At 62.2% G+C, this 4,107-nt stretch carries 6 protein-coding genes and 1 pseudogene; 6 read left to right on the top strand and 1 reads right to left on the bottom strand.

From position 1 onward, the window contains the following. On the bottom strand, window positions 1-205 hold a 205-nt coding region (locus RMP09_RS16065; protein ID WP_310566996.1), incomplete at its 3' end, for an acyl-CoA dehydrogenase family protein. Window positions 206-535: 330 nt separating this feature from the next. Between RMP09_RS16065 and RMP09_RS16070 the strand changes: the two genes are divergently transcribed. From RMP09_RS16070 to RMP09_RS16095, 6 genes and pseudogenes are all read left to right on the top strand, one after another. Beyond that, a complete protein-coding gene (locus RMP09_RS16070; protein ID WP_210828874.1) occupies window positions 536-778 on the top strand; it encodes a hypothetical protein in 243 nt (80 codons plus the stop codon). A gap of 71 nt (window positions 779-849) precedes the next feature. Beyond that, window positions 850-2,034 (top strand): lipid-transfer protein, encoded by a 1,185-nt coding sequence (locus tag RMP09_RS16075; protein WP_310566997.1) that lies wholly within the window; start codon window positions 850-852, stop codon window positions 2,032-2,034. A gap of 33 nt (window positions 2,035-2,067) precedes the next feature. Next, complete coding sequence (locus RMP09_RS16080; protein ID WP_310566998.1) at window positions 2,068-2,511, top strand: MaoC family dehydratase N-terminal domain-containing protein; 444 nt, start codon at window positions 2,068-2,070, stop codon at window positions 2,509-2,511. A gap of 10 nt (window positions 2,512-2,521) precedes the next feature. Beyond that, window positions 2,522-2,938, top strand: a complete 417-nt coding sequence (locus RMP09_RS16085; RefSeq protein ID WP_177134676.1) for a MaoC family dehydratase — start codon at window positions 2,522-2,524, stop codon at window positions 2,936-2,938. Window positions 2,939-3,000: 62 nt separating this feature from the next. Next, on the top strand, window positions 3,001-3,828 hold the full coding sequence (locus tag RMP09_RS16090) for an SDR family NAD(P)-dependent oxidoreductase (RefSeq protein ID WP_127806066.1): 828 nt from the start codon (window positions 3,001-3,003) through the stop codon (window positions 3,826-3,828). A gap of 29 nt (window positions 3,829-3,857) precedes the next feature. Beyond that, window positions 3,858-4,107: pseudogene (locus RMP09_RS16095) on the top strand (acyl-CoA dehydrogenase family protein); the annotation flags it as partial.

Raw genomic sequence — 4,107 nt, forward strand, 5'->3', positions numbered from 1 at the left:
CCATGCCCGCGCCACCATGCTCGGCAGGCACGGTGGCCCCCATGAAGCCAGCCGCGCCAATTTTCTGGAAGATATCCGGCGGCCACCACTCCTCGTCGTCCATGCGCCGCGAGAGCGGCACGAATTCCTTGCGCGCGAACTTGTCGGCGGCTTCAAGCACGGCGCGGTCGTCGGCGGAGAGAGCAAAACTGCGAGGGTCGGCCATATAGGGATGCCTATCAATGCGTGGGTTGTGGGTCAAGGAGTCACGGCGCGCACCCAAGCTGCGGGGACGAGGTCTCTTTGGGTTTGCGCGAATTTAATGAGGGATTGCCAAACTGTCAAGCGTTAGGTAGGATTCGTTGCAAGCGCTCACCTGAAGTGCCAGAGATCTGGAGACTTCGGCCATGGGAGGTGGAACCGGTGCGGATTCATTGGCGGGGGCCGACCTGTTGCTCAAGCAGGTGGTCACCCGTGACACCTATCGGATCACGCCGCTCGCGGCGCGACCCTTCATCAGTGACAAACGACGCTTCGACCTAAGGAAACAACAGCCTTGACCCACGAACTCGGGATGAACCTGCTGCGCCGCCAGAACGTGAGCGACAACTTGCGTCGCGCTGTGAAGGCAACCGGAGAAAAACATACGGTCATCTTCGAGTTCTGTCGTGGCCGCCTGCCCGGCTTCGAGGCGCCGAAGCGGATTCACTTCCGCAGCTCGCTGCCAATCAGTGCGGCCAACAAGATCCTCAAGAAGGCCCTCAAAACCGAGTATGCCAACGCGGACAAGGGCGGCTGAGGCCGTCGGCCTCCCAGTGTCCGAGTCCAAAACGTTTCGATCGAAACATTTCAACCCAAGGAGTCAGTGCGATGAACCAGAAAGTTATTGTTGCCGGTGTGGGCATGATCCCGTTCACCAAACCGGGCGCCAGCGAGCCCTATCACGTGATGGGAGAAAAGGCGGTGCGCCAGGCCATGGCCGATGCGCGCGTCGAATACCCCATGATCCAGCAAGCCTATGTGGGCTATGTGTATGGCGATTCCACCTGCGGCCAGCGGGCGCTCTACCCGGTGGGCATGAGCGGCATACCAATCGTCAACGTCAACAACAACTGCTCCACCGGTTCGACGGCGCTGTTTCTGGCGCGCCAGGCGGTCGAAAGCGGTGCCGCCGAGTGCGTGCTGGCCCTGGGCTTCGAGCAGATGGCCGCCGGTGCCATCAAGGCCCAGTTCGAGGACAGGCCAACGCCGTTCGAGGAGTTTGACCGGGCCACCGCCGAGCTCGTCGGGCACCCGGAAATTCCGCTGGCCCTTCGTTACTTCGGCGGCGCCGGCAAGGCGCACATGGACAAGTACGGCACCCAACTGTCGACCTTTGCCAGCATTCGCGCCAAGGCCAGCCGCCATGCCGCCAACAACCCGCTGGCGCTGTTTCGCAAGGAGGTCTCGGTCGATGACGTGATGAACGCACCGATGCTGTGGGAGGGCGTGATGACCCGCCTGATGGCTTGCCCGCCGACCTGCGGCGCCGCTGCTGCGGTGATTTGCTCCGAAGCCTTCGCCAAAAAGCATGGGCTCGACACCCGCGTGTCGATTACCGCCCAGGCAATGACGACCGATTTCCCCAGCACCTTCGAGTCGCACGACATGATGCGCGTGGTCGGCTTCGACATGGCGCGCGATGCGGCGCAAAAGGTCTATAAGCAAGCCGGCATCGGCCCGCAGGACGTGAACGTGGTTGAGCTGCACGACTGCTTTGCACAGAACGAACTGCTGACCTACGAGGCGCTGGGCCTGTGTCCGGAGGGCGGTGCGGAGAAGTTCGTGCTGGACGGCGACAACACCTATGGCGGCAAGGTTGTGACCAACCCGTCGGGAGGCCTGTTGTCGAAAGGGCATCCGCTGGGCGCGACCGGCCTGGCGCAATGTTACGAGCTGACGCACCAGTTGCGCGGCACGGCGGACAAACGCCAGGTCAAGGGCGCCCGTGTGGCCTTGCAGCACAACCTCGGGCTGGGCGGCGCTTGCGTCGTCACGCTTTACCAGGCCGCCTGAGCACAGGCGCAGAAAACCAGGAGCTGGAGTCCCATGATTGACAAGAAATTCATCGGTTACGAGGTGCCGCCCACGCTGTGGGATGTGGAGAAGGGGCGCATCCGCTTTTTCGCCGAGGTGATCGGTGCCACCGACCCGATCTACTTCGACGCGAGCGCCGCCCAGGCCGCTGGCTACCGCAACGTCGTGGCACCACCGACCTTCATCTTTGGCGCCGAGAGCGATTCGGGGGTGTTGATGACGTTGCTCGACACGCTCAAGATCGACTTGCGCAAGGTCTTGCACGGCGAGCAACGCTTTGACTACCACGCCCCGGTGTGCGCTGGCGACACGCTGCGCTTCCAGACCCGCGTCACCGACATCTACGACAAGAAGGGCGGCGCGCTCGAGTTTGTCGTCAACGACACGAAAGTCACCAATCAGCTCGGCGAGCATGTCTCTGACCTGCATTCGGTGGTCGTCGTGCGCCACGCCTGAAGGACTATTCATGAACACTCAAGTAAAAATCCTGGATGTTGGTGACGACATGCCTGTACTGGAATTGCCACCGATCAGCCGCACCACACTGGCACTGTTCGCCGGTGCGTCGGGTGACCACAACCCGATCCACATCGACATCGACTTCGCCCGCAGCGCGGGTATGAAGGATGTGTTCGCGCAGGGTATGTTGTCGATGGCCTACCTCGGGCGTGCGCTCACCGAATGGGTGCCGCAGCGCCAGCTCCTCAGCTATGGCGTTCGCTTCGCGGCCATGACCCACCTCGGCGACCGCATACGCTGCACGGGCAAGGTGCTTGAAAAGATTGAGCATGCAGGTCGGCCCTGCGTGCGCGTTCAAATCAGCGCGACGAAGGCGACAGGCGAAATCACGCTGGCCGGCGAGGCACTGGTTGCCTTGAACTGAGGCCTCCGTTTGGCGGCCCGACTTTTTATTTATTTCCTTTTAATCACAAGCAAGGACACACCATGAAAACACTTGAAGGCAAAGTTGCCATCGTCTCCGGATCGGGTCGCGGCATCGGCCGCGCCATCGCCATGAAACTCGCCAGCGAAGGCGCCAAGGTGGTCGTCAATGACCTGGACGCCGGCCCGGCCGAGCAGACCGTGGCCGACATCAAGGCCGCTGGCGGCATGGCGCTGGCTTGTGCCGGCAGCGTCACTGCCGACGGCTTCGCTGAAAAGTTCGTCAAGACCGCGATCGACGGCTTCGGCGGCCTGGACATCATCATCAACAACGCCGGCTACACCTGGGACAACGTGGTTCAGAAGATGACGGACGAGCAATGGAACGCGATCATCGACGTGCATCTGACCGCGCCGTTCAAGATTTTGCGCGCTGCTTCGGAGTTCATCCGCGTCGCCTCGCGCAAGGAAGCCGAAGCGGGGCAGGAGGTGTTTCGCAAGGTGGTCAACATTTCGTCCATCGCCGGCACCGGTGGCAACGCCGGTCAGGCCAACTACTCGGCGGGCAAGGCCGGCATCATTGGTCTGACCAAGGCGCTGTCCAAGGAGTGGGGTCGCTACAAGGTGAACGTCAACGCCGTTGCTTTTGGCATGATCAAGACGCGGCTGACCGAGGCACCAGCCAGTGGCGATGCCTCCATCGACGTCGAGGGTCGCAAGATCAAGGTCGGCGTCAACCCCGAGCTGCTGGAAATGATGGAGCGCACCATTCCGTTGGGTCGCGGCGGCACGCCCGAGGAGGCAGCCGGATCGGTCTACCTGCTGTGTATTCCCGAGTCGAACTACGTAAGCGGCCAGACGCTGATCTGCGGCGGCGGCATCTCGATCTAAAGCGCAAGCCGAACGCAGAAAGGCCCACGATGGACATCGATTTCAGCCCGGAAGACATGGCGTTCCAGCAAGAGGTTCGCGCCTGGTTCAAAGCCCACACACCGTCCGATCTCAAGCGCAAGGCCGTCACCGGAGAGATGCTGCAGAAGAACGACATCGTTCAATGGCAGCGCCGACTCGATAGCCAGGGCTGGCTGGTCACCGGCTGGCCCAAGGAGCATGGAGGGCCGGGCTGGACGCCGACGCAGCGCTACATTTTCGACCTGGAGCGCGCGGCGG

Source organism: Hydrogenophaga sp. (genome assembly GCF_031426985.1).
Classification (GTDB): Bacteria; Pseudomonadota; Gammaproteobacteria; order Burkholderiales; family Burkholderiaceae_C; genus Hydrogenophaga.